Below are 25,740 nucleotides of genomic sequence, written 5' to 3'. Positions count from 1 at the left end.
AGGGGCACTCCCTTGAGACAGACGACGCTGGTGCGGACCGGTCTTTCCGCACTGCTCATCATCGGCACCTGTGCGACCGCCGGCCTCACCCAGGCCTCCGCGGCGGACTCCGACTCCTCCTCCGCGCCTCAGGCATCGGCAGGACTGATCACGGCCATGCAGCGCGACCTCGGACTGACGCAGAGTCAGGCCAAGGCGCGGCTCACCTCGGAAAACGCGGCAACGGCTCTGCAGGGCAAGGCGCGTGGCGCGGCCGGGACGTCGTTCGGCGGCTCGTGGTACGACGAGGACAGCGGCCGGCTGGCCGTCGCCGTCACGGACAGCGCCAAGGCCGACGACGTCCGGGCGACCGGCGCCGAGGTCCGGATCGTCGATCACACCGCGCGCGAGCTGGACGCCGTCAAGGACCAGCTGGACGCGCTGCCCGCACCCGGCGGGGTGAGCAGCTGGCACGTCGACCCCCGGGCGAACAGCGTCGTGGTGAACGTCGTCGCATCCGAACAGGCTGACAACGATGTCCGGGCATTTGTCGCGAAGGCACGCGAAGCCGGCCCCGTCACGGTGAAGCAGACCGCCGAGGCCCCCCGCACCTTCGCCGCCGGAACGGTGGGCGGCGACCCGTACTACACCGGCAACGTCCGCTGCTCCATAGGCTTCTCGGTGCAGGGCGGCTTCGTCACGGCCGGCCACTGCGGCCAGGCCGGCGGAGCGGTCAGGGGCTGGGACGGTTCGGACATCGGCACCTTCCAGGGCTCGTCCTTCCCCGGCAACGACTACGCCTGGGTGAGCGTGGGCAACGGCTGGTGGACGGAACCCGTGGTCCTGGGCTGGGGAGCCGTCTCCGACCAGCTGGTACGCGGCTCGGCCGAGGCCCCGATCGGCGCCTCGATCTGCCGCTCGGGCTCCACCAGCGGCTGGCACTGCGGCAACGTCCTCGCCACCAACGAGACCGTGAACTACAGCGAGGGCGCCGTCCACGAGATGACCAAGACCAGCGTCTGCGCCGAACCGGGCGACTCCGGTGGCTCGTTCATCAGCGGCGACCAGGCGCAGGGCGTCACCTCGGGCGGCTGGGGTGACTGCAGCGGCGGTGGTGAGACCTGGCACCAGCCGATCAACGAGATCCTCAACACCTACGGGCTGACCCTCCACACGGCCTGACAGCGAACCCTCCGGGTTCCGGTCCGCCCGGGCGGGGCGTGACCGGTCCGCTGCGGCAGGGAGCCACTCCCTGCCGCAGCGGCGCCGGGTCCGCGTGCGTGTGGCGTCCCGGCGGCCCCGTGCGGGTGAAGGGCCGCGTCGTAACGCCCGCGCGGTGGCTCCGCCGTGTTGCCTGGCAGCGGAAGTGTTCCCCATTCCAGGAGAGTCACGTGAAGCTGCGCTCCGCCCCACGGTCTTTCGTTCCGATCAGGCCGGGCTCGGGCTCGCGGGGTCTGGTGTCGTACCTCGCGGCCGCGGCCGTCGTCCTTGTCGCCGCTCCCGCCGGGCAGGCGGCCGGCCATGAAGCCGCATCGCCGCCGGACAGCGGCGCGTTCCTCCGGGAAACGCGCGCCGAGGCCCGGGTCGACGCCTTCTTCCATGCCTACCGTCAGGCGGTACTGGGCCAGGGGGACCTGAGTCCCGGGCAGGTGCGCGCCCGGTATCTCGCTCCCGAGCTGGACACACGGCTGGACGCATGGGCGGACCAGCACGGCGCGGACCCCGTCTTCCGCGCACAGAACGTACCGGCGAGCTGGTCGCTGCGTTACGCGGGCAGCGGAGCCGGACACACCACCGTGGTGCTGACCGAGAACTGGGGGACCGGTGGGACCCAGGACGTCTGGTACTCCGTCCGCACGGCGGACCTCGTCATCGGTGACCTGGAGGACCCGCCCGCCTGAACCGCATGACCGCTGAACCGCGGTCGAGGCAATCAGGCCCTTGTCCCGAAGAGCTCTTCGGGACAAGGGCCTGATGTCTTTCGCGGCAACTTCCGTTGCACGGCGCACCGTTCACGCACTCTTGACATGTTCGCAGCTGCGGCGTAACACTGGCACCGCCTTGGGAGAGCGCTCTCCCAAAGTTCCGTACAACGCACCATCCAGCTCCACTCTCCCCCCACCGCGCACCCGATGTGTGCGGACGCAGAGCGGCATGGAGGTCCGCATGGCCGAAAGATTCAGCAGAACCACCCTGGTGTCCACCCTCGTCGTGGCGACAGCGCTCGCCCTGGTCGTCATGGGGCTCACGGCGATCACTCGCGCCGGTGTCCCGACGGCCGAGGCTGCCACGAAGGCGGCCGGTGAGCCGGCCGCGGCGTCACACGTCATGAAGGGGATGCAGCAGGGTCACGTCATGGCGGCGGCCGACCCCGTACCTTCGGGAGACGATCCCGACGGCGACGGGTACATTCCGGCAGATCCGCCGGTCACCGGGGTGGAGCCGTCCACCGAGATCCCGCCCCACCGGTACTTCCACGAGTTCCAGGCGAACTGCTCGGTCACCCACACCGGTTCGGTCGACCCGATCGTCTTCCCCGGTGCGACCGACAAGTCCCACAACCACACGTTCATGGGGAACGACTCCACCGACGAGAACAGCACCACGGCCTCGCTCGGCGAGGGTGGCACGGCCTGCAAGGCGCCCGGCGACCTCTCCGCGTACTGGATGCCGACCCTGTACAACGGGGACGACGAGGTGCGCCCGATCGGCCCGCAGACCATCTACTACAAGGCGGGCGTCACCGACTACCGCACCGTACGGCCGTTCCCCAAGGGGCTGCGCTTCGTCGTCGGTAACCCGATGCAGACCGCCGACGAGTTCCGCAACCACCCGGGCATGGTCGAGGGGTACGAGTGCGGTGAGGACTACTTCAACTACGAGTTCCCGGAGACCTGCCCGACCAGCCAGGACACGCAGTTGAACCTCCGTATGCAGGCGCCCAGTTGCTGGGACGGCCAGCATCTGGACACCCCGGACCACCAGGCCCACATGGCCTATCCGATCCAGATGGGTGCCAATCAGAACGTCTGCCCGGAGAGCCACCCCGTGGCCCTGCCGATGATCGAGTTCAAGATGGCCTGGCCGGTCAACGGTGACATGTCACAGGTGAGGCTGGCCAGCGGCACGGGCCACTCCTTCCACTACGACTTCTTCAACGCCTGGGACGACGCGACCCTGGACGCGCTGGTCGGCCACTGCATCGTGGGCGGCCTCCAGTGCGACGCCCGGGGCTACGACGAGACCAACCCCGACGAGGGGGCCGCCCTGGACGAGAACTACGAACTTCCCTGACCGCCCCTCGCTCTCCCTCGTGGGCGCACCGTGCTCATGAGGGAGAGCGCTCTCCTACTCATTCCCCCACGAGGAGCTCTCCCCTGATGAAATTGCCACGTCTCACCCCCTCGGCCCACGGCCGCAGACGTACGACGGCGCGTCTCGCCGTCGCCGCCCTCGTCGCCGCGGGAGCGGCAGCCCTGCCCCTGCCCGCCGCGCAGGCGGCCGGCAGTGTGGTGAAGGTCGAGGGCTCGCAGGGCGCCTGGAGCCTGACCGTCGACGGTTCGCCGTACACCGTGAAGGGCCTCACCTGGGGTCCGGACGTCGCCGACGCCGGGAAGTACATGCCCGACGTCAAGTCGATGGGCGTCAACACCATCCGGACCTGGGGCACCGACGCCACGACGGAACCACTGCTCGACAGCGCGGCCGAGAACGGCATCAAGGTCGTCGCCGGCTTCTGGCTGCAGCCCGGCGGCGGTCCCGGCAGCGGCGGCTGCGTCGACTATCTGACCGACACCGACTACAAGAACGACATGCTCGCCGAGTTCCCCAAGTGGGTGGACGCCTACAAGGACCACCCGGGCGTCCTCATGTGGAACGTGGGCAACGAATCCGTGCTCGGCCTGCAGAACTGTTACAGCGGGGATGTCCTCGAACAGCAGCGCGACGCCTACACGACGTTCGTCAACGACATCACCAAGAAGATCCACGAGGTGGACCCCAACCACCCGGTCACCTCGACCGACGCGTGGACCGGGGCCTGGCCGTACTACAAGAAGAACGCGCCGGACCTCGACCTGTACGCCGTGAACTCCTACGACGCCGTCTGTGACATCAAGCAGACCTGGGAGGAGGGAGGCTTCGACAAGCCCTACATCGTCACGGAGGGCGGCCCCGCGGGTGAGTGGGAGGTGCCCGACGACGGCAACGGCATACCGGACGAGCCGACCGATGTCGCGAAGGCCGAGGGGTACGGCAAGGCGTGGCAGTGCGTCACGGACCACACCGGAGTGGCGCTCGGCGCGACGCTCTTCCACTACGGCACCGAGTACGACTTCGGCGGTGTCTGGTTCAACCTGCTCCCCGCGGGCCAGAAGCGGCTCTCGTACTACGCGGTGAAGGAGGCGTACGGCGCCGACACCTCGGGCGACAACACGCCGCCGGTGATCACCGACCTGACGGTGGACAACGACTCGGCCGTCCAGGCGGGCAAGCCGTTCACCGTCAAGGCCTCGATCTCCGACCCCGACGGTGACGCGCTCACGAACGAGGTCCTGCTGAACAGCAAGTACGTGGACGAGAACGAGCAGCTCGTGGACGCGGAGTTCACGGACAACGGCGACGGCACCTTCGAGGTCACCGCCCCCGACCGCCTCGGTGTGTGGAAGGTCTACATCAAGAGTTCGGACGGCAACGGCAACGTCGGGATCGAGACGAAGTCCTTCCGGGTCATCGCGCCCGAGGTCAGCGGCACGAACGTGGCGGAGGGCAAGGAGGCGACCGCGTCCACCTTCCAGCCGGACAGCACCGGCTGCCCCTGCCCCGCGGGCAACGCGGTCGACGGATCCTTCGACACCCGGTGGGCCAGCGACTGGGATGACCAGCAGTGGCTGCAGGTGGACCTCGGTGAGAAGAGCGCGTTCGACCATGTGCAGCTTGCCTGGGAGGCCGCGTACGCCAAGGGGTACACCCTGGAGACCTCGGACGACGGTGAGAACTGGACCACCATCGAGACCGTCACCGACGGCAACGGCGGTATCGACGACATCGACGTCACGGGCGAGGCGCGTTACGTACGGGTGAACGCCACCGAGCGCGGCACTCCGTGGGGCTACTCACTCTACGAATTCGGTGTCTACCGGAGCTGACCGCCCGCTGGATCCGTCGCACCGTCCCGGTCCCCGCCGTCGGTGCGACCGAAAGTCCGCGGCGGGTCACGGAACCAACCCCGTGGCCCGCCGCGGACCTGTCTCCGCCCTCCGTCGAACGTGCGCGGTACGCGGCGAACGGAGCGCGCTGTGTGTCGAGCGGTGCGGCGAGAGTGCGTGCATGGCGTCGCGAGGCAAGCGGGAATGGTCAGACAGACCCTAGAGCGGCTCGTCCGGCCCCTCCTCGCCCGAGCTCAGCTCCTCCGCCCGCAGGGCCAGATCCTGGAGCACATCGGTGGAGGTCACGTCCTCCTGCCCGGAGTCATGGACCTGGGCCAGTGCGATGAAGGCCAGAGTGAAGGCTCCGACCAGCTGTTCGACGGCGCCGCCGACCTCGCGTCCCACCAGAGCGGCCATCTCCTCGACGGTGGCGTCGGAGGGGATCGCGATGTGCGGCATCGTCTCGTTGAGGAGGGTCGTCACCATGTTCTCGCCCGCGTCCAGGTCGCCATCGATGTCCTCCTCGGCCTGGCGCTGCATCTCGCCCGCCTCCGTGAGGATGCCGATCACTCGCTTGAGGACTTCGCTCTGATCCATACGGCGAGCATAAGCGCCGGACCTCCCACGTCGGATCGCCCTCCGGCGGTGCCCGGCGCCGTCCTCCCGGGCCCCGGAACTGCGCGTACTACGCGGAATCCCTGACGACCAGCACCGGTTCGAAGATCACAGACGTCGCCGGCCTCGTCGGCGTGGCCAGCCTGTCGAGCAGCAGGCCCGCCATCTCCGCCGACATGTCCTCCACCGGCTGCCGCACCGTCGTGAGCGGAGGACGGCAGGCCGACGCGGCGCTGCTGTCGTCGAATCCGATCACCGCGACGTCCTCCGGCACCCGCCTGCCGTGCTCCCGCAGCACATGGCACGCACCCGTCGCCATCAGGTCGTTCCCCGCGAACACCCCGTCAAGCCCGGGTTGTTCCGCGAGCAGTCGTTCCATCGCCGCCTCGCCGCTCTCCTGGGTGAACTGCCCCTCCGCGACCGGGACGTCCGGGTACCCGTGCCGTTCCATCGCGGCCTGGAACCCCGCGAGCCTCTCCTGCCCCGCGGGTATGTCCAGCGGTCCGCTGATCGTGGTGATCCGGCGGCAGCCGCGTGCCAGCAGATGGTCCGCGGCGAGCCGCGCCCCGTCCCGGTGGGCCAGATCGACATAACTGATCCGTACGGGGCGGGTGGGGCGTGCGTACAGCACGGCGGGCAGCCCGGCTTCCGTGAGCAGGCCGGGCAGCGGGTCCTGCGCATGGGTCGACACGATCAGCGCACCGTCGGCGCTGCCCTGACGCAGATACGCCACCACGTCCTCACGGGCGCGGGAGGACTCGGCGAACATCAGCACCGGATGCATTCCGCGAGGCCGGAGGAAGTTGACCACGCCGGTCACCACCCGGCCGAAGAACGGGTCGGCGAAGACCTGGGCGGTGAAGGCCCCCTCATCGGCGGGGCCCTCGCCGTCCGGCTCCACACCCGCGCCCGACACCACCAGCGCGATGGCGTCCGTGCGCCGGGTGACGAGCGAGCGGGCGGCGCGATTGGGCGTGTAGCCGGTGACCGACACCGCCTGCCGCACGGCCTCCTGGATCGCCGGGTCGACGTTGCGGATCCCGTTGATGACCCGGGAGACCGTCGCGCGCGAGACACCGGCCGCGCGGGCCACGTCCTCCAGGGTGGGGGTCGCGCCGGCTGGTCGCAGAGCATCCGTCATGTGGGCCTTTATAGCATCAGGAAGGCGCCGGGATAGAGCGCTCTCCCAGCCCGGCCGCAGGAGATCGCCGAGCGGCCACCAGCGGGCCCGCCGGGGTGGTGCGCCGGGCGCGTGGGTGGCGCGTATCAACTGTTCACTTGTCACCACCCTTTGTCTGCCCATACGTTGGCCGCTTGCGACGTGTCCTACTGCCAGTGGGGGAGCCTGATCATGGCCGCTAACGGACGGCACCGCAGATATCAGCCCAGCCGGATCAACCGTGCCTCGCTCACGGTGACGGCGGGAGGCGCGGGGATCGCGCTTCCCCTGCTCACCGCTGCCTCGGCGGGTGCCGCGTCGACCGATGTGTGGGAGAAGGTCGCCGCCTGCGAGTCGACGGGCAATTGGCACATCAACACGGGCAACGGTTACTACGGGGGCCTGCAGTTCACCCGGTCGACCTGGGCCGCCTACGGGGGCACGGCCTACGCGGCACGGGCCGACCTGGCGACCAAGGACCAGCAGATGGCGGTCGCCGAGAAGGTGCTCGACGGGCAGGGGCCGGGAGCCTGGCCGACGTGCTCCGTGCGGGCCGGGCTGAAGCAGGGCGGCGACGCGCCCGCCGTCGACGACCCGTCCACGGCCACGAAGGCCGCGCGGGACAGCGCGACGGACTCCCGACCGACGTCGGGGACGGCCGGGAAGACGGCCCTGGGCAACATTGCCGCGAAGGCGTCACCGACGGGGGTACCGGGCAAGCGCGAGTCGTACACCGTCGCACGCGGCGACTCCCTGTCCGGGATCGCGTCCGCAGAGCGGGTCAAGGGCGGCTGGCAGCGGCTGTACACGGCCAACCGCGGCGTGGTGGGCGACGACCCCGATCTGATCCTCCCGGGCCAGCGGCTGACCCTCGACGTGGCAAGGGCGACGAAGACCGCCCCGAAGCCGAAGGCCGCACCGGAGGCCGAGCGGAAGGCCACACCCAAGGCCACCCCGAAGTCGACCCCCAAGGCCACCCCGAAGCCCGCGGCCAAGGCCACGGAGAAGGCGGCTCCCAAGGCCACTCCCAAGGCCACGGAGCACGCCGCACCCAAGAAGACCACCAAGCCCGCCGCCCCGGCCGCGAAGAAGGCGTCCAAGCCGCGCTCCACCGTCGTCGTGCCCGTGTCCGCCCGGACCGGGACCCCGTACCACCAGGCCGGGTCCTGGTCCAGCGGCTACCACACGGGGGTCGACTTCCCGGTACCCACCGGCACCTCGGTCAAGGCCGTGGCGTCCGGGAAGGTCGTCTCGGCCGGCTGGGCGGGCGCGTACGGCTACGAGGTCGTCATCCGGCACAGCGACGGGAAGTACAGCCAGTACGCCCATCTCTCCGCCCTCCATGTGCGCGCCGGCCAGCAGGTGAGCAGCGGCCAGCGGATCGCCCGCTCGGGAACCACGGGCAACAGCACCGGTCCGCACCTGCACTTCGAGATCCGCACAGGGCCCGGGTACGGATCCGACATCGACCCCCTGGCCTACCTCAGGGCCGGCGGCGTCAGCATCTGAACACCGGCACCGGCCTCTAAGTCACCCCGGCGGGCAGAACCGGCGGCGGGCAGCCTTCCGGCGAACTCCACCCGGCCGCCCCGGTGGTCCGGCGGCAGGGTCAGCGGGAGGGAGAGTCCCGTGGGCGCCGGGAAAGGGTCGGGCAACACCGTCCCCCTCCGGACGGTCGCGGGCTTCGGGACGGCCGCCGGCTCGGGCTGCTCGGGCAGCACCACCGTGCGATGGCCCTGCGGGCCGCCGGCGGAGTCCGCCGGGGCGCCATCGGCCGATTCCGCCCTGCGCCGTTCCGCCCCCACCCGCTCGGTGGTCAGCAGCACGAGCCCGGCCGCCGCCAGTGCTCCGCAGGCGAGGGCGAGCAGCGTGCCCGTCAGGCCGTAGCGGAACTGCTCCCCGAACATCGTGATGCCCACGGCGGCCGCGACCACCGGGTTGACCACGGTGACCGTGGCGAGCGGCGCCGTCAGCCCCGCGCCCCGGTACGCGGCCTGCGAGATCAGCAGCCCCGCGGCCGCCAGCGCCGCGATCACCAGGAGGGTCGGCAGCCCCGAGGTCACCGAGCCCGAGGTCCACTCCACGGCCACCGTCTTGGTGAACACCGACGCCATGCCGAAGGCGCCACCCGCGCCGGTGGCCAGCACCACGCTCCGCAGCATCGGCCGGTGAAGGCCCTTGGAGAGCACCAGGACGGCCGCCACGCCACCGAAGGTCCCGGTCGCCAGCACCAGCTGCTCCGGCCCCGCAAGCGTGTGGGAGCCGGCGTTCCCCGTGAGCGCCAGCAGTCCGGCGAGGCCGACCGTGGCCATCAGCGCGCCGCGCCAGGCCGTCCGCCCCGCCCTGCGGCGCACGAACAGCGCCGCCATCGGCAGCGCGAAGACGATCGTCAGGGCCCCGAGCGGCTGTACGAGGCTGAGCGGCCCGTACGCCAGGGCCACGACGTGGAGCACCGCGCCCACGCCGTTCAGCGCCACCGCCACCCACCAGACGCCGTTACGCAGCGGTGCGTACGGGCGGCTGTCGCCGGCCGCGGCCACGCGCTCCTGGACGATCGCCCCGGCCGCGTAGGCGACCGCGGAGACCAGTGACAGCAGCACGGAAAGCGCAAGGGAACTCATGTACACCACGATGTCGCGTCGGAGGCGCCGCGTCGTCGTCCCTGAGGCGGCGATTCGGCGTACTGCTCCAGTAGTACGTCCATCCCTCCAGGGTCCCTCTTCCGACGGTAGACCTCCTCGCCCGAGGGCTCAGAAGTTCGCCGGGGAGGTGACGCCATGCCGCCGCCCGACCGCACCGGGTGTCCGAAAAGGGACGGTCCGCTCAGGTGCTGAGCATGAACTCGGCGCGGATGCGTTTGCCGACGGGCACCCGCTCGGCCGTGAGTCGGTCGCAGAGCGCGACCACGATCTCCATGCCGTGACCGCCGAGGCGGGCGGGGTCGGGGGAGTAGAGCACCGGGAGCGCCGTGCTGCTGTCGTAGACGGTGACGCTGATCCGCCGGGCGTCGCCCTCCAGCTCCAGCAGATACGGACCGTGGCTGTAGCGGTCCGCGTTGGTGATGAGCTCGCTGACCGCCAGCATCAGATCGCTGCGGGTGTGCTCGCGGAGGACCGCCAGCCACTCCGCCACCAGCCGGGCGAGGAAGCGGTCGGCGAGGGCACGGGCCTGCGCGATGCATCCGGGCTCGCCGTCGAACACCTCGGCGGTGAGCAGAACCTCCGTGGACGTGGACTCGGGCAAGGAGTCGTCCGGCCGGGAGGTGGCCTGTTCGTTCATGTGCTCCAGCCAGGGGCGCCGCAGGGGAGGTCGTCGACCTCTTCTCGCCGTTCGTCTACCCGCGCCGAGAGATCCCACTCCGGGAGATCTCCTCAGATCTTACGCACGCGGAGGCAGCCGGACCACGCTCACGAAGAAGTCGTCGATCTGGCGCACCGCGCCGATGAACTGCTCCAGGTCCACGGGCTTGGTGACGTAGGCGTTGGCGTGCAGTTTGTAGCTGCGCAGGATGTCCTCCTCGGCCGAGGACGTGGTGAGCACCACGACCGGGATCAGAGCCAGTTCCGGGTCGGTCTTGATGCGCTCCAGGACCTGCCGGCCGTCGTACTTCGGCAGATTCAGATCGAGAAGGACCAGATCGGGCCGCGGCGCCTCGGTGTGCTCGCCCTTGCGGTAGAGGAAGTCCAGCGCCTCCTGGCCGTCGCGGACGACATGGAGGGTGTTGCGGATCTTGTTGTCCGCGAAGGCCTCACGGGTCATCAGCTCGTCGCCGGGATCGTCCTCGACGAGCAGGACCTCTATGGGCTGGACGACGTCGTTCACAGGTGGTCTCCCGACCGGGGGGTGAGCGGGGCGGGGGCGAGGAGCTCCGCCGTGGTGTGTGTGGGGGCCTCGGGGAGTACGGGCAGGGTGAAGTGGATCAGTGTGCCCTCGGCCGGCTCGGGGTCCAGCCAGATCAGGCCACCGTGGAACTCGATGATCTTGCGGCAGAGGGAGAGCCCGATCCCGGTTCCCTCGTACTCGTCACGGGCGTGCAGGCGCTGGAAGATGACGAACACCTTGTCGGCGAACTCCGGCGCGATCCCGATGCCGTTGTCGGCGACCGTGAGATGCCAGTCGCCGTCCTCCCGTACGCACCCGACGGTGATCCGGCAGGGCACATCGGGCCGGCGGAACTTGACCGCGTTGCCGATCAGGTTCTGCCACACCATGGTCAGCGACGTCGAGTCACCGAGCAGCTCGGGCAGCGGGTCCTCGCGTACGACGACGGTCTCGGACTCCTCGACGACCAGGGTGAGGTTGGACAGGGCGCGGTCCAGGGCGGCGCCGAGGTCCACGGGCTTCCAGACCTGCTGCACGCGGCCCACCCGGGAGAAGGTCAGCAGGTCGTTGATGAGCACCTGCATCCGCTTGGCGCCGTCGACCGCGAAGTCGATGTACTGCCGTCCTCGTTCGTCCAGCTCCGTGCTGTAGCGCTTGTCCAGCAGCCGGCAGAAGGACGCCACCTTCCGCAGCGGTTCCTGGAGGTCGTGCGAGGCCACGTAGGCGAACTGTTCCAGTTCGGAGTTGGAACGGCGCAGCTCCGCGGTCTGCTCGGCCAGCAGCGTCTCCCGCTCCTTCGACTCGGCCAGCTCGGCGGCCAGGCGCCGGCGCATGTCCTCGGCCGCAGCGGCCACCGCTCTGACGTCCGACGGGCCGCGGACCTCGATCCTGCTGGTGAAGGCGCCCGACCGCACCTTGTTGGACGCCGCGGTCAGCGAGGCCAGGGGGCGGCCCACCATGCGGTGCAGCAGCAGACTCAGCGACACGACGGCCAGCACGAAGCCGATCACCAGGGCGATGAGGACCCGGTCGCGGGTTACACGTGCCTCACCCAGATCGGCGCGCGCCGTGTCGCGCGCGTCGTCCAGATGGTCCTGTTGGGCCCTGTACAGGGCGCGCATCGCGTCGAACTCCGCCTTGCTCCGCAGGACCGGGGCCGCGGTGTCGACCGTGGGCCCGCCGGTGCGCACCGCCGCGATCAGGGGTTCGGCCCTGATCCTTCGCCACTGCTCGGACGCGCGCGCCAGCCGGTCCAGGTCACCGGTGTACGGCTCCTCGCCCCGGACCAGTGCGCGCACCCGGGACAGCCGCTCCCGCTCGGTCCGCATGCCCTCCTCGTAGGGCGCGAGGAAGGAGGTGTCGCCGGTGAGCGCGAAGCCGCGTACCCCGCCCTCCTGGTCGAGGAGGGCGTTCTGCAGCTGGAACGACGCCGAGCGGGCGGGCTGGATGCGGTCCACCAGATCGGTGGTGCGGTCGGAGATACGGGACAGGACGAGTCCGCCCACGACCAGGCATCCGCAGACCACCAGCACGAAGCCGGCCAGGATCAGATGCACCCAGTTCTGCACCGAGAGGCGGGCTATCGGGCCGGGCCGTCCGGCCGATGGTTCCTCCGGGCTCATGCCCGCGCCTTCCAGCCCAGGTGCAGGACGGCGACGTCGTCGGCGAGCCCGCCGTACGGGGCGGCGCTCTCGGTGGCCTCGGCGACCAGCGCGTCGACGAACGCGCGGCGTCCCAGCCCGCCGTACTTGCCGGCCATCGCCAGCAGACCGTCCTCGCCGAGCCGCGTGCTGGGCCCCGTACGCCCCTCGAACAGACCGTCGGTGAACAGGACGAGTTCGCTGTCGGGGAAGAGCTCCAGCTCCGTGGTCGTCCAGCGGCCGGTGCCGGGGAGCAGCCCGAGGGCCATGCCCGCGTCCGGTTCCACCCAGGCGACGTCCGTGCCGCGCCGGGTCAGCAGCCCGGGGTGCCCGGCCCGTGCGATGAGCACCTTGTCCCGGCCGGGCGGGAAGACGAGCGAGGTCAGGGTGGCGAACACATGGGGATCGGAGCGCTCGGCGACGAGTATCCCCTCCAGCAGGCCGATCTTCTCCAGCTGTGTGACACCGGTCAGCACAGCCGTGCGCCAGGCGACCCGCAGACAGACCCCCAGGGCGGCCTCGGCGGCGCCGTGCCCGGACACATCGCCGATCACCGCGTGCACCGCGCCGTCGGCGGTCTGCACCACGTCGTAGAAGTCGCCGCTCAGCAACCCGTGGGCGCGCCCGGCCTCGTAGCGCGCCGCGACCTGGAAGCTGTCGTCCCGCAGCAGCGGAATCGGCAGCAGGGCGCGCTCCAGACGGGCGTTCTCCTGGGCGATCAGACGGCTGGTGCGCATCGCGGCCGCCGACCGCTCGGCGTGCTTGCGCTGGAGGGCGTAACGGACCGCGCGGCCCAGCACATGCGGATCTATCCGGCCCTTGACGAGGTAGTCCTGGGCGCCCTGCGCCACCGAAGACAGCCCCGTCTCGGACTCGTCGAGGCCCGTCAGCACGATGACGGCCGCGTCGGGGGCGGACTCGACGAGCTGGCGGACGGCGTCGAGGCCGTTCACATCGGGCAGGTGCAGGTCCAGCAGGACGCAGACCGACGTACGGGCCTCCAGCAGGAACCGTCGCGCCTCGGCCAGTGTCTTGCACCAGGTGAGCGGGGCGTCCAGCTCGCTGTCGGTGAGCATCTCCTCGACCAGGAGCGCGTCCCCGGAGTCGTCCTCGACCAGAAGCAGGGCCGCGTCGACGTCCCAGACGGAGGCGTCGGCACCGGCCGGTGGCCTCTGCTGTTCCGGGAACACGCCGGGCTGCTTCGCACGCGCAGAGGTGCCCAACGGCGCGTCGGCCACACTCCACCCCCTTTGACGGACGGCACGGGACACCCACGGCCGTATCGGCAGGAAGCATATGTGACACGGCTGAGGCCCGGCACGCAGCCGGGCCCCCAAGATTCCGTGTGTGCGCCGTGGGTCAGACCTCGACGCTCATACCCGTGCGCAGACGCTGGACGATCCTGCTGAGCAGACGCGACACATGCATCTGCGAAACACCCAGCTCCTCGCCGATCTGTGCCTGGGTCATCTCCTGCCCGAAGCGCATACGGACGATCTTCCGCTCCCGGTCGTCAAGCTGCCGCAGCAGCGGAGCCAGGGTGTGCAGATTCTCGACGTTCTCCATGCCCGGGTCGTCATCGCCCAGGAGATCGGCGTACGCCCGCTGGTCGCTGCCCGATTCGCTGTCGGCGCTCGGGGTGTCCAGCGAGCCCGCCGAGTAGCCGTTGGCGGCGACGAGGCCCTCGATGATCTCCTCCTCCGGGAGATCCAGGTGCGCGGCCAGCTCCGCGACCGTCGGGTCACGGTCCAGTTCGGCGGACAGCTGCTCCTTGGCCTTGGCCAGCTCGACCCGCAGCTCCTGCAGGCGCCGCGGCACATGCACGGACCAGGTCGTGTCGCGGAAGAACCGCTTGATCTCGCCGACGATGTAGGGCACCGCGAAGGTCGCGAACTCGACCTCGCGCGACAGGTCGAACCGGTCGATGGCCTTGATCAGGCCGATCGTGCCCACCTGGATGATGTCCTCGGTGTCGTCGCCGCCCCTGTTACGGAACCGTGAGGCGGCGAAGCGCACCAGCGAGAGGTTCATCTCGATCAGCGTGTTGCGCGCGTACTGGTACTCGTGGGTCCCCTCCTCGAGGACCTGGAGCCGGTCGAAGAAGAGCTTCGACATGGTCCGCGCGTCCTGCGGGGCCACCTTGCCCGCGTCCTCGATCCAGGGAAGCGCCGCCACGTCGGGAACCGCCCCCGCCTCGTCGCACCGCGTGTCCGCCGTGCCGATCGCTTCGGTGGTCCGCACTGACATGGTCGTCATGGTGTCACCCTCCCTGGTGTCCGATGCACTGACGGGGCGCATGCCCGGAGTACCGGAAGTAATGCCACCGACGGCCGAAGATTTTCCCGGAAACGCAAGACAAGGCCGAATGACACCCTTGAATGTGACGGTGTGTGAGGGTTTGGATGCCTTCCGTCGCCGAACCGGACGACGTCCGGCTCATGGCAGACTTGACCGGGGCGTTCCGCCCGTGCGCGCCCGCCCTCGTCGGCTCCCGGCCGGACCACTGCCCACCGAAGCCCCGGCGGCGGCACGAGCGACGAGTGACAGAGGAACGGCACATGACGGTGACAGAGGACAGCCAGGAGTTCGCTCCCGGTGTCGACGCGTTCGGTCCCGGTATCGACCCGGAGCGGCTTGCCGTCTGCCTGAGCGTGCTCGACGAGCTGGACACCATCGAGGTGGACCACCCCGACGCCATCGCCGTACGCAGGGCCACCGCGGGCATCTATCGCACGGTGAAGCAGCGCCGTCGCCAGGAGCGCCGCGCCGCCAAGACCGCGCACGACAAGGCCGTCACCGAAGCCACGGCGACCGGCTCGGCCGAGCGCATCGACGACGAGACGCAGGGCGTACTCCCGTCCTCGTCGGCCGCCGCCGAGATCGCGGGCATACTCCAGCGCCCCAGGTCCTGCTACATCTGCAAGACCCGCTACGTCGAGGTGGACGCCTTCTACCACCAGCTCTGCCCGCCGTGCGCCAAGGAGAACCGCGGCCGCCGCGAGGCGCGCGCCGACCTCACCGGACGCCGCGCCCTGCTCACCGGCGGCCGCGCCAAGATCGGCATGTACATCGCGCTGAGGCTGCTGCGCGACGGCGCGCACACCACCATCACCACCCGCTTCCCCAACGACGCCATCCGCCGCTTCAAGGCGATGCCGGACAGCGACGAATGGATCCACCGGCTGAAGATCGTCGGTATCGACCTGCGTGACCCCGCCCAGGTCGTCGCGCTCGCCGATTCGGTGGCCGCCGAGGGGCCGCTCGACATCCTGATCAACAACGCCGCGCAGACCGTCCGCCGCTCGCCGGGGGCCTACAGCGAGCTGCTCGCCGCCGAGTCCTCCCCGCTGCCCGCGGGTGAGCTCCCGGCGGCCGAGGTCATCGGCACCTTCGGCAGCGGCACCGTCGACCGGGTCGCCGCGCTGCCCGCCGCCCGCAAGGAGGGGCAGGGCCTGAGCGCTCAGGACGTCACGGATCTCGCCCTGGTGACGGGGTCCGCCTCGCCCGCCCGTATCGCCGCGGGCACCGCCATCGACGCAGGCGGGCTCGTCCCCGACCTGCACGACACGAACAGCTGGATCCAGACCGTCGAGGAGGTCGAGCCGATCGAGCTCCTCGAGGTCCAGCTCTGCAACTCCACGGCACCCTTCATCCTGATCAGCCGGCTGCGCCCCGCGATGTCCAGGACCGCGTCCGAGCGTGCCTACGTGGTGAACGTCTCCGCGATGGAGGGCGTGTTCGGCCGCGGTTACAAGGGCGCGGGGCACCCGCACACCAACATGGCCAAGGCCGCGCTGAACATGCTGACCCGCACCAGCGCCCAGGAGATGTTCGAGAAGGACCGCATCTTCATGACGGCCGTCGACACCGGCTGGATCACCGACGAGCGTCCGCACCCCGACAAGATCCGTCTCGCGGAGGAGGGTTTTCACGCTCCCCTGGACCTCGTCGACGGCGCCGCCCGGGTCTACGACCCGATCGTCCGCGGCGAGGCGGGCGAGGAGCTCTACGGCTGCTTCCTGAAGGACTACGCCCCCGCCGCCTGGTGACCGCGGCTCTTTCCGTTGGCTGAAAGTGACCCAGGCCACACGTTCTGTCGAGCGGGACAGCGCTCATTTGGTTAGTCTGAGGTGAACGGACGCCACCAAGGGATCCACGAAGCTTCCTCGGCCGTCCTGGGACAGGTCTGTAAGCAGTCTGCCGTCCCACCCCGTAACGGCGCCACCGCGACCGAACTGTTTCTGCCCCTGCCCCGCAGAGGGCGGTCGACACGGTTCTCATCAGCCGCAGCGTCGCCACCGCCCCGGGGTTACGCGACACTAAGGAGTCCGCGGTGACACCAGACATGACGAAGACCGAGACGCGCCGGACCGAGCCGGCCGGAGAGCAGGGCCATGGGCCCGAGAAACTCCGGAACATCGAGGTCTGGGCGAGGTCGGCACCGATCAGGCTGGCCGGCTACGAGGACGACCTCGCCGAGCCGCACATCCTGCCCGGAATCGACTGATCCAGGCCTGTCTGTTCGAACGGCGCCTCAGCTCCCGCCGCCGCCCCCGGACGGGGGCGGCGACGCGTTCACGGGCCTGGCCACCGGCCTCATGAAATCCCGTACATAGGTGCGGTCCCACCAGCATCCGGTGGCTCGCAGCTCCTGCGGGTCCGTGTACCTGTAGTGGAAGACCCTCGCCCTGATGTGGGCGGGCGGGCCGTCGGGAAACGGGTTGCGGCCCAACAGCCGCAGGGTGTCGCGGTCGCCCCGCAGCAGCCGTTCGACGAACGGCTCGAACCAGGAGCGTGCGTAGGCGGGGGAGAGCGCCGCGAACCACATCATCCAGTCCAGCCGCAGATGGTACGGGGCGAACTGGCGCGGCAGCCGGCGCGGATCACCCGGCTTGCCCCGGAAGCCGTACTCGAGCCAGCGGCTCCCCTCGTGGATCACGGCATCGGCGGTCCCCTCGACGACCACCTCCAGCCGCATCCTGCTGATGCTCCCGAAGGCTCCGTAGGTGTTGACCAGGTGCAGCGGGTCGAAGGAGCGGTTCATCGCCTGCCGGCGGGAGACCAGATTGCGGGCCGGGCGGTAGCTGAGGGCCAGGACGAGGACGCTGACGGCGATGACCAGCGCCTCGTACCAGAGGGGCGCCCCCTGCTGCGCGGGTGGCGGTCCTGCGACCGGTGACCAGTCGACCGCGGCGAGGGCCAGGGTGATCGTCAGCCAGTTCAGCCAGGCGAAGTTCCCCGACAGCACCAGCCACAGCTGGGTGAGCACCATCAGCCCGGCCGCGACGCTCGCCACCGGCTGCGGGGTGAACAGCAGGAAGGGCACCGCGAGCTGGGTGACGTGGTTGGCGGCGGTCTCCACCCGGTGCACGGGCCTCGGGAGACGGTGGAAGAACCAGCTCAGCGGTCCCGGCATCGGCTGGGTCTCATGGTGGAAATCCAGACAGGTCAGCCGCCGCCAGCACTCGTCCCCGCGGATCTTGATGAGTCCCGCGCCGAATTCCACCCGGAAGAGCAGCCAGCGCAGCAGCCACAGCACCAGTACCGGGGCGCCCGTGCTGTCGTTGCCGAGGAACACGGCGAGGAAGCCCGTCTCCAGCAGGAGCGACTCCCAGCCGAAGCCGTACCAGACCTGGCCGACCTGGACGATCGACAGGTACAGCACCCAGGGGGCGGCCCACAGTGCCATCGCGGCCCCCAGCGGGACATGGGCGTCCAGGCCGGCCAGGAGCGCCAGCGACACCGCGATGCCCGTCCAGGCGACCAGTGCGAAGAAGCGGTCCGAGTAGTGCAGCCGGAAGAGGCCGGGCGCCGCCCGCCACGGGGTGCGCCGCAGGAGATCGGGCACCGGGAGCATGCCGTGGGAGCCGATCAGCGCCCTGAACTGCAACGCCGCGGCGACGAACGCCACCAGATAGACACCGGCGAGCGCCCGCTGGAAGACCAGCCTGCTCAGCCAGTAGCCGTCTGCGGTGAACCACTCCATCGCTCCCAGTATCCGCCGGTCAGGGCCCGCGGAGGGCCGACACGGCCCGGTGCGGTGCAGGATCGAGCCGTCGGGCGTACCAGGGGCCGCTTCGACGGTGTTCACGGTGGAGATGAAGGGCATTTCGGTCGAGGAATCGGACAAACGGTGGCAGAGTGTGGCACATGGATGATCGGGTAGCGGGTGCCCTGTCACTCCCGGACGACTGGCCCGCCCACCCGGACCTCAGCCTCGCCCTGAACCGAATGGGCAGCTTCGACTGGGATCTGGACAGCGGCCTCATGCACATGGACGAGCCCGCGCTCGAAGTGTTCGATCTGCGCCCGGACGAATACGACGGGCGGCCGGCGGGGCTCGCCCGGCGCGTGCCCGCCGACGAGGCGACCCGGCTCGACTCACTGGTCTCGCAGGCCCTCAAGAGCGGCCGCAGCAACTACGGCGCGTACTTCCGCAGGATGCAGCGCGACGGCGCCCTGTCCTGGACCCACACCCAGGGGTTCATCCGCCGTGACGGCACCGGGCGGCCCCGCCGCATCATCGGGATCGTCCGTGACGCCACGCAGGAACTGGCCGAGTCCACGGCCCGCCGGACCGTCGACGAGGAGCGCCGGCGTCGTACGAGCCTGGTGGAGGGCACCACGGCGGCCCTGGCCCATGCCAGGACGGTCCAGGACGTCACCGATGTGCTGAAGAGCTCCCGTGGTCTGGCCGACCTCGGTGCCACCAGTCTCGTCATGGGACTCCTCGAGTCCGGGCGCATCCATCTGGTGGCGGACGGGCCGGAGGGGGCGTTCGTGCAGGGCACCCGCTACACCCGCACGGACGAGCCCTACCCGATGAGTGAGGTCATCCGTACGCTCACACCCCGTTTCATCGAGACGCCCGAGGACTTCGCGGCCTCGTACCCCATCCTGTGGCCGCACATCAGCCACCTCGGCATCACCGCAGCCGCCTACATGCCGCTCATCGCCCAGGCGCGCCCGATCGGCGCGCTGGGTCTCCTCTACGGCAACAAGGCCGGCTTCACCGGGGACGAGCGGAACCTGCTGGTCGCCCTCGGCAGCTCGATCGCCCAGAGCCTCCAGCGGGCCATGCTCTACGAACAGGAGCACGACCTCGCCGAAGGGCTCCAGCAGGCGATGCTGCCGCGCCGGATCCCGGAGGTGGCCGGGGCGCAGGTCGCCGTCCGCTACCGCTCGGCGCGGCTCGGACAGGACATCGGCGGCGACTGGTACGACATCATCCCGCTGCCCGGAGGCCGGGTCGGCGCCGTCATCGGCGACGTACAGGGGCACGACACGCACGCGGCGGCCGTCATGGGGCAGCTTCGGATCGTGCTGCGCGCCTACGCGGCCGAGGGGCACAGCCCGCCCACGGTCATGGCCAGGGCCTCGGTCTTCCTCCATGAGCTCGACACCGACCGCTTCGCGACCTGTACCTACGCCGAAGCCGATCTGACCACCGGGGTGGTGCAGCTGGTCAGGGCGGGGCACGTCGATCCGGTCCTTCGGGACGTCGACGGGAGCTGCCGCAAGCTCCCGGTCGACGGTGGCATGCCGCTGGGCCTCTCCGCGGAGTTCGGGCAGCTCGAATACCCGGTCAGCACCGTCGACCTGGACCCGGGCCAGACGATGATCCTCTACACCGACGGGATGGTGGAGCTGCCCGGCACCGACCTCGACGAAGGCATGCGGCTGCTGACCTCCACGGTCCGCGAGGGTCCGCAGGACCTCCAGAACCTGGCCGACCGGCTCTGCGAGGTCGTCGACGAGCGTGGCGGCGGGGACGACATGGCGCTGCTGCTGCTGCGCCGCAACGCGGCCCACGCGCCGCATCCGGGCGGCCGGCTCCAGCAGCATGTCGCGCAGAACGACCCGGAGGCGCTGACGTCCGCCCGCCACATGATCAGGGCGGCGGTGCGCGCCTGGGGCGCCAAGGGCCGTGCGGACGAGGTCGAGCTCGCGGCCGACGAGCTGATCACCAACGCGCTGATGCACACCGACGGCGGTGCCATCGTCACCATCCGGATGCTCACCGGACCCGATCGCCGCCTCAGGGTCGACGTCGAGGACCGCTCCAGTGCGCTGCCGCGCCGCCGGGACGCGGGGGAGTCGGGCGTATCGGGCCGCGGGCTCATGCTCGTCGACCGGATGGCCGACATCTGGGGGGTGGAGTCCCGGGGCAACGGCAAGTGCGTGTGGTGCGAGTTCCGCATCCCGGAGCGCCGGTAGCGCGGCCACCGCGACAGCGCGAGACTGTAACAGTACGTAACATGTCCGTACTTGACCGTAACCGACCGTGCGGGATTGACTGCGATCCCGCCGTTCCGCTGTCGACGACGCGAGGCCCCGTTGAGTACCGAGCTCCTGGCACCCCTTGATCTGGCGTTCTGGCACCTCGAATCAGACGCCCACCCGATGCACCTCGGCGCGCTCGCCGTCTTCGACCCGGTACCCGGCGTGGTCCCGCAGGACCTGCTGGAGCTGCTCGGAGCCCGCGCGGCGGCGATTCCCCGGCTGCGGATGCGGGTGCGCGACGTACTGCTGCCGGTCGGCGGTGCGGCCTGGTTCACCGACAAGGACTTCGACGTGCAGCGGCATGTCACACGGGTGGTGCTCCCCGAGGGCGACTTCATGACGGAGGCGACCCGGCTCGCCGGAGAGCTCATGGAGCGACCGCTCGGGCGGGGCCTGCCGCCCTGGCAGATGTTCCTCCTCGACAGCCCGGGCGACGGCCCGTTCGCCGTACTCGTGAAGCTGCACCACGCGCTCGCCGACGGGATGCGGGCCGTCGCCATCGGAGCCGGGATCTTCGACCAGATCGCCTCCGCCGGCGCGGGCCGTGGCACGGTGCGCCGCCGGAAGCCCGTGCCGCCCCGGTCCTGGCTGCCCGGACCCTACGAGGCCGCGGGGATGGCGATGGACCGCCTCGGGGAGGTGCGCCGGGCGTTGGGGGTCGGTGCTTCCGTCGTACGCGCCAGCCGCCTCGACCTGCGCGCGGGCACGGCGCTGACCGCGCGCTCCAGCGGCACACGCAGGATGGCCACCGCCGAGCTGGACGCCGAAACGGTTCAGCGGATCCGGCGCACCGTGGGAGGTACGGCCAACGACGTCCTGCTCGCCGTGGTCGCCGGTGCGCTGCGCCGCTGGATGCTCGAACGCGGCGAGCCGCTCCCCGGCGCCGACCCCCGTGCCCTGGTCCCCGTCTCCCGGCGGCGTCCCGGCGGCGGCGCCACCGGGAACAGGCTCTCCGCGTATCTGCTCGGGCTGCCCGTCGGCGAACCCGACCCTCGGGAGCGTCTGCGCCTCGTACGGACGGGCATGGACCGCAACAAGGCGGCGGGACCGCTGCGCGGGGCCGGTGCCGTCGCCGTACTGGCCGACCAGCTGCCCGCGCTGGCCCACCGGTTCGGAGCGCCGCTGGCGGGGAACGCGGCCCGGATGCTCTTCGACGTCCTGGTCACCAGCGTGCCCCTGCCCCGCTCGGCGCTCTCGCTCGCCGGCTGCCCGCTGCGCGCCCTCTACCCCATGGCGCCGCTGGCACGCGGGCAGTCCTTGGCGGTCGCCCTGACGACGTACGGCGGAGGGGTACAGGTCGGACTGGTGGCCGACGGTAAGGCGTTGCCCGATCTGGACCAGTTGGCCCGCGCGGTCCGTGAGGAGCTGGACGACCTGCACACACTCGTCCCCACGGTGCCCGCACCGGCGTGAGCGCCGATCCGTCCGACCTGTTGACGCGGTCGATTGATCCGATGAATAGTCCCTTTACGGACCATCAGGGATCACCGGCGAGGGCGGCAGGGCATGCGGCGCACCAGACTCGGAACCAGCACGGTCGAGATCACCGAACTCGGCTTCGGCGCGGCGGCCATCGGCAATCTCTTCACCGAGGTCGATCCCGGGCAGGCCGCCGCCGCAGTCGACGCCGCCTGGGACGAGGGCGTCCGCCACTTCGACACCGCGCCGCACTACGGCCTCGGACTCTCCGAACGACGCCTCGGCGAGGCCCTGCGCGACCGGCCCCGGGACGCCTACACGGTGTCCACGAAAGCGGGCCGCCTGCTCGACCCGCTGCCCCCGGCCCAGGCGGCGGGCCTGCACGGACTGTCCGAGGGATACGCCGTGCCGCACACCCACGGGCGCCGCTGGGACTTCAGCGCCGACGGCATCCGCCGCAGCGTCGAGGACAGCCTCGAACGCCTCGGCCTCGACCGGGTCGACATCGTCCATCTGCACGACCCCGACGACCACGGGGAAGCCGCGTTCCGCGAGGGTTACCCGGCGCTGGAGAGGCTCCGCGCCGAGGGCATGGTCGGCGCCATCGGAGCCGGCATGAACCAGACCGCGATGCTCACCCGCTTCCTGCGCGAGACCGACGTGGACGCCGTTCTCTGCGCCGGCCGCTTCACCCTGCTCGACCGGAGCGCCCTCGACACCCTGTTGCCCGAGGCTCTCGCCCGGGGCCGCAGCGTCGTGGTCGGAGGTGTCTTCAACTCCGGGCTGCTCGTCGACCCGCGCCCCGGCGCGATGTACGACTACGCGACGGCCCCCGCGCCCCTCCTGGAGCGGGCCGTACGCATCAGGGCCGTCACCGAGGGGCACGGCGTTCCGCTGCGCGCCGCCGCCCTGCACTTCCCGCTGCGCCACCCCGCCGTCGCCGGGGCCCTCGTCGGGATGCGCTCGCCGGACGAGGCGAGGGACGCGGCGGCGCGGCTGCGCACACCGATACCGGACGCGCTCTGGGACGACCTGCGCGCGGAAGGGCTGCTGTGACATGACACCCCTGCCGGTCGTCGACGCCCACCACCATGTGTGGGACCTCTCGGTGCGCGACCAGGACTGGATCACCGGCGAGGAACTCGCCCCCATCCGCCGCACCTTCACCCTCGCCGACCTGGAGCCCGAGGCACGGGCCGCCGGGGTCGTCGCCACCGTGCTCGTCCAGACGGTCACCGTCGCCGACGAGACCCCCGAACTCCTCGCGCTCGCCGACCGCGGCACGCTCGTCGCGGGCGTCGTCGGCTGGAGCGACCTCACCGCGCCGGACATCGCCGACACCCTCGCCGCCCTTCGCGCCCTGCCCGGCGGCGGGCGGCTCGTCGGGATCCGTCACCAGGTCCAGGGCGAGGAGGACCCGGAGTGGCTGCTGCGCCCCGACGTCCTGCGTGGGCTGCGGGCCGTCGCCGCCGCAGGACTCGTCTACGACCTGATCGTCCTGCCCCACCAACTGCCCGCGGCAGCCCGCGCCGCCGCGCTGCTGCCCGAGCTCACCTTCGTACTCGACCACGCGGGCAAACCGCCCGTGGCGCGGCACGCGACCCGTCCATGGGCCGGCCGTCTGCGGGCGCTCGCCGCGCTGCCCAACACCGTCTGCAAGCTCTCCGGCCTGGTCACCGAGGCGGACCCGAGGTCCTGGACCGTCGAGGACCTGCGTCCCTACACGGACATCCTCATCGAGGCCTTCGGACCCGGCCGGCTGATGTTCGGCTCGGACTGGCCCGTGTGCCGGCTGGCCGCCGGCTACACCGAGGTCCTGGACGCGGCACGCGAGCTGACCGGCACGCTCGGGCCCGACGCGCGGCGGGCCGTCTTCGCGGGCACCGCGCAGCGGGTCTACAAGCTGCCCGCCGGCTGAACGCGTGCCGTACACCGGTGGGCACGGACGAGGCCGTTGCGGCAGGCTGGAGTCATGCCCGAACTGCCCGAGGTCGAAGCACTGCGGGACTTCCTCGACGATCAACTCGTCGGCAAGGAGATCGCCCGCGTCCTGCCGCTCGCGATCAGCGTCCTGAAGACGTACGACCCACCGCCCACCGCGCTCGAAGGCGCCACCGTGACCTCCGTGGAGCGGCACGGCAAGTTCCTCGACATCACGGCCGGGCAGCTCCATCTGCTCATCCATCTCGCGCGGGCCGGCTGGCTCCGGTGGAAGGACAGCTTCCCCGCGACCCCGCCGCGGCCCGGCAAGGGACCGCTCGCCCTGCGGACGGTGCTCACCGGCGGCGACGGCTTCGATCTGACCGAGATGGGCACCACCAAGCGCCTGGCCGTCCATCTGGTGCACGATCCGGCCGATGTGCCGGGGGTGGCACGTCTGGGGCCCGATCCGCTGGCGGACTCCTTCGACCGGGAGGCGTTCGCGACGGTGCTCGGCGGGGTGCGCCGGCAGATCAAGGGCGCCCTGCGCGACCAGTCGCTGATCGCGGGCATCGGCAACGCGTACAGCGACGAGATCCTGCACGTCGCGAAGATGTCGCCCTTCAAGCTCACCACCGCACTCGGCGAGAACGACATCACCCATCTGTACAACGCCATGCGCACCACCCTGAAGGACGCGGTCGAACGCTCCCGGGGTGTCGCGGCGGGCCGGCTCAAGGCCGAGAAGAAGAGCGGCATGCGCGTCCACGGCCGCACAGGTCAGCCCTGTCCCGTCTGCGGCGACACCGTGCTCGAGGTGTCGTTCAGCGACTCGTCGTTGCAGTACTGCCCCACCTGCCAGACCGGGGGCAAGCCACTCGCGGACCGGCGCCTGTCCCGCCTGCTCAAGTGATCCGGGGAAAGGCCCCGTGACGCCGCCACCCCGGCGCCCGACCCCCTAAACTCCGGCCTCATGTTGCGCGTACTCGCCGTCGACGACGAAGAACCCGCCCTGGAGGAACTCCTCTACCTCCTGCGCGCCGATCCCCGCATCCGGAGCGCCGAGGGCGCCACGGGTGCCACCGAGGCACTGCGACGGATCGGCAGCGCCGTCGACGCGGGGCCCGAGGACGCCTCGGCGATCGATGTCGTGTTCCTCGACATCCACATGGCGGGGCTCACCGGCCTCGATGTCGCCCAGCTCCTCGCCGGGTTCGCCTCGCCCCCGCTGATCGTCTTCGTCACCGCCCACGAAGGCTTCGCCGTGCACGCCTTCGATCTCAAGGCCGTCGACTACGTACTCAAGCCCGTCCGCCGCGAGCGTCTGGCCGAGGCCGTCCGCCGGGTCGCCGAGCAGGTCGGCGAGCGCTCCGCGTCCCTGCACGACGCGGCCGCCGACCAGGTCGCCGTGGAGCTGGGCGGGGTCATCCGCTTCGTGCCGGTCGACGACATCGCCTACGCCGAGGCACAGGGCGACTACGCCCGGCTGCACACCTCGACCGGCAGCCATCTCGTCCGGATCCCGTTGACCACCCTGGAGGAGCGCTGGCGCAGCAGGGGCTTCGTACGCATCCACCGCCGCCATCTCGTGGCGCTGAACCGCATCGACGAACTCAGGCTGGACGCGGGCAGCATGAGCGTCCGCATCGGGACCGCGGAGCTCGCGGTCAGCCGGCGTCACACGCGTGCGCTGCGCGACCTCCTGATGCGCCAGACCGGCCGCTGACCTGGCTCGACCCATGGCCGGCCCTTCCCA

Annotated in this window: 22 protein-coding genes; 13 read left to right on the top strand and 9 right to left on the bottom strand. The window is 70.8% G+C overall.

Features of this window, described 5'->3' with window-relative positions; genetic code table 11:
* Positions 1–12 precede the first annotated feature (12 nt).
* The 4 genes from OG623_RS01655 to OG623_RS01640 all read left to right on the top strand — a co-directional run bounded on the left by OG623_RS01655 (position 13) and on the right by OG623_RS01640 (position 5,126).
* Complete coding sequence (locus tag OG623_RS01655; protein ID WP_406143594.1) at positions 13–1,161, top strand: S1 family peptidase; 1,149 nt, start codon at positions 13–15, stop codon at positions 1,159–1,161.
* A gap of 209 nt (positions 1,162–1,370) precedes the next feature.
* Entirely contained in the window at positions 1,371–1,880 is a 510-nt protein-coding gene (locus OG623_RS01650; protein WP_406143592.1) for a hypothetical protein, read from the top strand.
* A gap of 265 nt (positions 1,881–2,145) precedes the next feature.
* A complete protein-coding gene (locus tag OG623_RS01645; protein WP_406143590.1) occupies positions 2,146–3,273 on the top strand; it encodes a DUF1996 domain-containing protein in 1,128 nt (375 codons plus the stop codon).
* Positions 3,274–3,359: 86 nt separating this feature from the next.
* Positions 3,360–5,126 carry a discoidin domain-containing protein gene (locus tag OG623_RS01640; protein WP_406143589.1) on the top strand — a complete coding sequence of 589 codons (1,767 nt, stop codon included), beginning with the start codon at positions 3,360–3,362 and terminating at the stop codon, positions 5,124–5,126.
* Positions 5,127–5,345: 219 nt separating this feature from the next.
* Here the strand turns inward: OG623_RS01640 and OG623_RS01635 are convergent, their stop codons facing one another.
* Both OG623_RS01635 and OG623_RS01630 read right to left on the bottom strand, forming a co-directional pair.
* Positions 5,346–5,723: a hypothetical protein gene (locus OG623_RS01635; protein ID WP_406143588.1), complete on the bottom strand. Its 378-nt coding sequence runs from the start codon at positions 5,721–5,723 to the stop codon at positions 5,346–5,348.
* Between the two features lie 88 nt (positions 5,724–5,811).
* Positions 5,812–6,882 (bottom strand): LacI family DNA-binding transcriptional regulator, encoded by a 1,071-nt coding sequence (locus OG623_RS01630; RefSeq protein ID WP_406143586.1) that lies wholly within the window; start codon positions 6,880–6,882, stop codon positions 5,812–5,814.
* Positions 6,883–7,092: 210 nt separating this feature from the next.
* On the opposite strand from OG623_RS01630, the gene OG623_RS01625 reads away from it, so the two are divergent.
* On the top strand, positions 7,093–8,409 hold the full coding sequence (locus OG623_RS01625) for a transglycosylase family protein (RefSeq protein ID WP_406143584.1): 1,317 nt from the start codon (positions 7,093–7,095) through the stop codon (positions 8,407–8,409).
* On the opposite strand, the gene OG623_RS01620 is transcribed toward OG623_RS01625, so the two are convergent.
* The 6 genes from OG623_RS01620 to OG623_RS01595 all read right to left on the bottom strand — a co-directional run bounded on the left by OG623_RS01620 (position 8,379) and on the right by OG623_RS01595 (position 14,618).
* Complete coding sequence (locus OG623_RS01620; protein ID WP_406143582.1) at positions 8,379–9,521, bottom strand: DMT family transporter; 1,143 nt, start codon at positions 9,519–9,521, stop codon at positions 8,379–8,381. The genes OG623_RS01625 and OG623_RS01620 overlap by 31 nt on opposite strands.
* A gap of 202 nt (positions 9,522–9,723) precedes the next feature.
* Positions 9,724–10,179 carry an ATP-binding protein gene (locus OG623_RS01615; RefSeq protein ID WP_406143580.1) on the bottom strand — a complete coding sequence of 152 codons (456 nt, stop codon included), beginning with the start codon at positions 10,177–10,179 and terminating at the stop codon, positions 9,724–9,726.
* Positions 10,180–10,278: 99 nt separating this feature from the next.
* Entirely contained in the window at positions 10,279–10,722 is a 444-nt protein-coding gene (locus tag OG623_RS01610; protein ID WP_406143578.1) for a response regulator, read from the bottom strand.
* Complete coding sequence (locus OG623_RS01605; protein ID WP_406143576.1) at positions 10,719–12,344, bottom strand: ATP-binding protein; 1,626 nt, start codon at positions 12,342–12,344, stop codon at positions 10,719–10,721. The genes OG623_RS01610 and OG623_RS01605 overlap by 4 nt, the downstream gene beginning before the upstream one ends.
* Positions 12,341–13,600, bottom strand: coding sequence for a PP2C family protein-serine/threonine phosphatase (locus OG623_RS01600; protein ID WP_406143575.1), 1,260 nt, complete (start codon positions 13,598–13,600; stop codon positions 12,341–12,343). The genes OG623_RS01605 and OG623_RS01600 overlap by 4 nt, the downstream gene beginning before the upstream one ends.
* A 121-nt stretch (positions 13,601–13,721) precedes the next feature.
* Positions 13,722–14,618: an RNA polymerase sigma factor SigF gene (locus OG623_RS01595; protein ID WP_406143574.1), complete on the bottom strand. Its 897-nt coding sequence runs from the start codon at positions 14,616–14,618 to the stop codon at positions 13,722–13,724.
* Positions 14,619–14,920: 302 nt separating this feature from the next.
* Here OG623_RS01595 and OG623_RS01590 point away from each other — a divergent pair, with 302 nt between their 5' ends.
* Both OG623_RS01590 and OG623_RS01585 read left to right on the top strand, forming a co-directional pair.
* Positions 14,921–16,411, top strand: a complete 1,491-nt coding sequence (locus OG623_RS01590; RefSeq protein ID WP_406143573.1) for an SDR family NAD(P)-dependent oxidoreductase — start codon at positions 14,921–14,923, stop codon at positions 16,409–16,411.
* Between the two features lie 284 nt (positions 16,412–16,695).
* Complete coding sequence (locus OG623_RS01585) at positions 16,696–16,869, top strand: hypothetical protein (protein WP_406143572.1); 174 nt, start codon at positions 16,696–16,698, stop codon at positions 16,867–16,869.
* Between the two features lie 27 nt (positions 16,870–16,896).
* On the opposite strand, the gene OG623_RS01580 is transcribed toward OG623_RS01585, so the two are convergent.
* A complete protein-coding gene (locus OG623_RS01580; RefSeq protein WP_406151628.1) occupies positions 16,897–18,348 on the bottom strand; it encodes a lipase maturation factor family protein in 1,452 nt (483 codons plus the stop codon).
* 164 nt (positions 18,349–18,512) lie between these two features.
* Here OG623_RS01580 and OG623_RS01575 point away from each other — a divergent pair, with 164 nt between their 5' ends.
* From OG623_RS01575 to OG623_RS01550, 6 genes are all read left to right on the top strand, one after another.
* Complete coding sequence (locus OG623_RS01575) at positions 18,513–20,579, top strand: SpoIIE family protein phosphatase (protein ID WP_406143570.1); 2,067 nt, start codon at positions 18,513–18,515, stop codon at positions 20,577–20,579.
* Between the two features lie 120 nt (positions 20,580–20,699).
* On the top strand, positions 20,700–22,058 hold the full coding sequence (locus tag OG623_RS01570; protein WP_406143568.1) for a wax ester/triacylglycerol synthase family O-acyltransferase: 1,359 nt from the start codon (positions 20,700–20,702) through the stop codon (positions 22,056–22,058).
* 93 nt (positions 22,059–22,151) lie between these two features.
* The gene (locus OG623_RS01565; RefSeq protein ID WP_406143566.1) at positions 22,152–23,120 is read left to right on the top strand and encodes an aldo/keto reductase; all 969 of its coding nucleotides are present in this window, start codon (positions 22,152–22,154) and stop codon (positions 23,118–23,120) included.
* A 1-nt stretch (position 23,121) separates the two neighbouring features.
* On the top strand, positions 23,122–23,982 hold the full coding sequence (locus OG623_RS01560) for an amidohydrolase family protein (protein WP_406143564.1): 861 nt from the start codon (positions 23,122–23,124) through the stop codon (positions 23,980–23,982).
* 54 nt (positions 23,983–24,036) lie between these two features.
* The gene (locus tag OG623_RS01555; protein ID WP_406143562.1) at positions 24,037–24,897 is read left to right on the top strand and encodes an Fpg/Nei family DNA glycosylase; all 861 of its coding nucleotides are present in this window, start codon (positions 24,037–24,039) and stop codon (positions 24,895–24,897) included.
* A gap of 60 nt (positions 24,898–24,957) precedes the next feature.
* Positions 24,958–25,710, top strand: a complete 753-nt coding sequence (locus tag OG623_RS01550) for a LytR/AlgR family response regulator transcription factor (protein ID WP_406143560.1) — start codon at positions 24,958–24,960, stop codon at positions 25,708–25,710.
* The last annotated feature ends 30 nt before the right edge of the window (positions 25,711–25,740 follow it).

Origin of the sequence: Streptomyces sp. NBC_01012, assembly GCF_045162755.1 — a bacterium.
Taxonomy (GTDB): domain Bacteria; phylum Actinomycetota; class Actinomycetes; order Streptomycetales; family Streptomycetaceae; genus Streptomyces.
Note: the sequence above shows the minus strand (reverse complement) of the source record. Positions and strands in the feature narration are given on the sequence as shown.